Raw genomic sequence first — 2691 nt, 5'->3', positions numbered from 1 at the left:
TTGTCCGGCAACACGCGGTTTAACCCAAACGCCACCGCTGTTCCAATAAACCTGGCCTGAAACGATATCGCCAGCGACACCATCTTCAATTCGTTTGATAGTTTCTCTATAATTGTCCTGATACCTGAGCTGCAATCCTACTACCACGTTCAGTTTTTTCAGTTTGGCTTCCTCAGCTGTAGCTAGTACACTTCTTATACCTGGAGAGTCAGTAGCGACAGGTTTCTCCATAAAGACGTGTTTGTTCTGTTTAATTGCTTCTGCGAAATGCACGGGCCGGAACCCCGGAGGCGTAACTAAAAGAACTACATCCGCCTCAGCGATAGCATGTTTGTATGCGTCGAAACCTACAAATTTTTTATCTTCCGGGACATCCACTTTATCCTTGCCGAATTTTTTGAATGCAGCATCATAACTTTTGTCCAGCCGATCACGAAAAGCGTCGGCCATGGCCACTACTTTAATGTTATACTTAGTATTCAGCGCCTGGAAAAGTGCACCGGTACCACGATCGCCGCAGCCAACCAGGGCTATTTTAATCTTTCCGCCTTCATCAGCATACACTCCTGAAAATGGGATATTGCTTAATACAGCTCCTCCGGCAATGATAGCTGACGTTTTCAGAAATGCTCTGCGCTGTGTTTGTGGGATGTTTTTTTTGTTTACACTCATTTGCTTGGTTTTTAGTAGTCTTCGATGGGTTTCTGATTATAAAAATAGTCAATTTCTCCTTTAGAGGGCTGTTTCAGCGGTCGAACGAGACGTATTCCTACAAATGGTGCCTCAGGGAACCACCAATTACTTTTGGGGATCTGAGGGTCTATACGTTTCCAGGCAGGATCAGAACCGCGGCGTGCAGCTGATCTCAAATCCAAAGGTTCATCTTCGAATGAACCGCCCCGAACGCTTTGCGGGTATAATTCAGTTGATTTTGATAAGGGGTTATTGACTGTCGCCGATGTCTGTGAGTAGTAATTGGGGGTATATTGGTCTAAAGTCCATTCAGCAACATTTCCATGCATGTCGTATAATCCCCACTGATTGGGTATTTTTGTTCCTACAGTGTGAGTTTTCTCCTGACTGTTTGATTTATACCATGCATAATCTGATAGTGCTGTTGTGTCATTTCCAAAAGAGTAGGGGGTTTGGCTCCCGGCACGACAAGCAAATTCCCATTCGGCTTCTGTCGGTAAGCGGTAAAATACTCCCGTTCTGGTGTAAAGCCACTTGCAGAACTGTAAGGCATTGTATTGTGTCATCCCCACAGCTGGATGCCCTTCTTTACCCATCCCGAAGGTCATGTCAAGGTATGGTTTGGACGGTCGGCTTATTGCGTCAACACCGAGGCTTTTAGTTTGGTCGAAATCCTGATATACGAATAATTCATAAATGTCCCACGTTACTTCGTGTGAACTCATCCAAAAAGGGCTGATAGTGACAGCATGCACAGGTGCTTCGTCTTTGTTATGTCCAATTTCCGAAAGATTGCTGCCCATTTTAAACTCGCCGCCGCTAATTGCTTTCATTTCGAACTCTACACTAACCCCTGGAATATTTTGTATGTAATTCGAAGTTTTAGTTTCCTGTCCAAATAATATACTGGAATAAGAAAGAGTTAGTGTTAAAAGAAGAATAAACTTTTGGTATTTCATCGCGTCTAATGGGTAAGCCATGTTGATCATAAAATTAAACTTTCAAGCCGAGAAATCCGCAATAAAATAATTTAAGATTATAGGAGGGCAAATCCCATTTATGGAATATCTTTTGATAACAAAATGAAACTAAATATCAACGTTCTCAAACCACATACAAAGCAATGAAAGACAATGAATTTTATCTATCAGCAGAGATTAAGTATAATTGCTTAGACGTTGTAAAAATGTGGGGTACGGATTTCGAATTGAAAGTGTATTCACTAATAGATACTGATTACGAGGTGGCTGAGAATTGTATCGAGTTGTATGGTGAGTCTAAGCCGGATCTATATGCATTCGAAGTGAGCCTGGATGACGGACTCTCCTATGATTATATGAACGATGCCATTCGATGGTATGCCAACCATATTAATAAACCCGATATGGAAGTGTTACGCACAGATCCCCGCGAGGATTTGCTGGAAGGCAGTATGCCAACCAGCGAGATTTAATAATGTGAGATAGGTAGGGTGGCCAACAGGCTAACCAGACATTTTATTTAATTCGCTTCCTTAATTCATCCTCGATTTTACTGCAGCTTACTAAAAACGGTTTATCGGTTATGCTAATATTGAATGATTGGCCAAGGACTGTATAAGTACCTGATACTTTCCCCAAAGGGGAATTGATAGCGAAATTCCCTTCCGAAGTAGATCCGGAAAATGAGCCGCCTGCTCCGGAGATTGCTTGTTCCGCAGAGCGAATCAATTCATCCGGATTACCATTAAAATCTATTGATATATTACATTTAGCCATATTAGTATTTACTTTTTGGTTTTACTTCTTAATTTTTCTTCAGCGATCTTCACTTCGTCTTTCTCTGCTAAAATAGGATCGGACGCAATGTCATCTCCATTAGCACCCGGTTCGTTCTGGCTTTTATCCGTTTTTGCGATCGCTTCTTTGTCTTTTTCGCTTCCGGTCTGTTTGTTATCTTTCTTAGGATCCATAAAGTCTATAGGTTGTCTAACTTGAACAAAGGAAAAAGAAAAATGTT

The 2691-nt window shown here is 41.7% G+C and carries 5 protein-coding genes; 1 reads left to right on the top strand and 4 read right to left on the bottom strand.

All coding sequences use genetic code 11. The features are described 5' to 3' along the window. Positions 1-672: Gfo/Idh/MocA family protein (locus tag WBJ10_RS17410; RefSeq protein ID WP_424292607.1), on the bottom strand; the 672-nt coding region annotated here is incomplete at its 3' end. Between the two features lie 11 nt (positions 673-683). Continuing rightward, positions 684-1673, bottom strand: a complete 990-nt coding sequence (locus WBJ10_RS17405) for a formylglycine-generating enzyme family protein (protein WP_424292605.1) — start codon at positions 1671-1673, stop codon at positions 684-686. A 143-nt stretch (positions 1674-1816) separates the two neighbouring features. On the opposite strand from WBJ10_RS17405, the gene WBJ10_RS17400 reads away from it, so the two are divergent. Next, the gene (locus WBJ10_RS17400) at positions 1817-2146 is read left to right on the top strand and encodes a hypothetical protein (protein ID WP_424292603.1); all 330 of its coding nucleotides are present in this window, start codon (positions 1817-1819) and stop codon (positions 2144-2146) included. A 43-nt stretch (positions 2147-2189) separates the two neighbouring features. Here WBJ10_RS17400 and WBJ10_RS17395 read toward each other — a convergent pair whose 3' ends face one another. After that, complete coding sequence (locus WBJ10_RS17395) at positions 2190-2450, bottom strand: hypothetical protein (RefSeq protein WP_424292601.1); 261 nt, start codon at positions 2448-2450, stop codon at positions 2190-2192. 8 nt (positions 2451-2458) lie between these two features. Then, positions 2459-2691, bottom strand: a 233-nt coding sequence (locus WBJ10_RS17390) for a hypothetical protein (protein WP_424292599.1), incomplete at its 5' end; no start/stop codon positions are given.

Origin of the sequence: Daejeonella sp. (assembly GCF_049655485.1) — a bacterium.
Taxonomy (GTDB): domain Bacteria; phylum Bacteroidota; class Bacteroidia; order Sphingobacteriales; family Sphingobacteriaceae; genus Daejeonella.
This window is presented reverse-complemented; position numbering and strand designations above follow the sequence as displayed.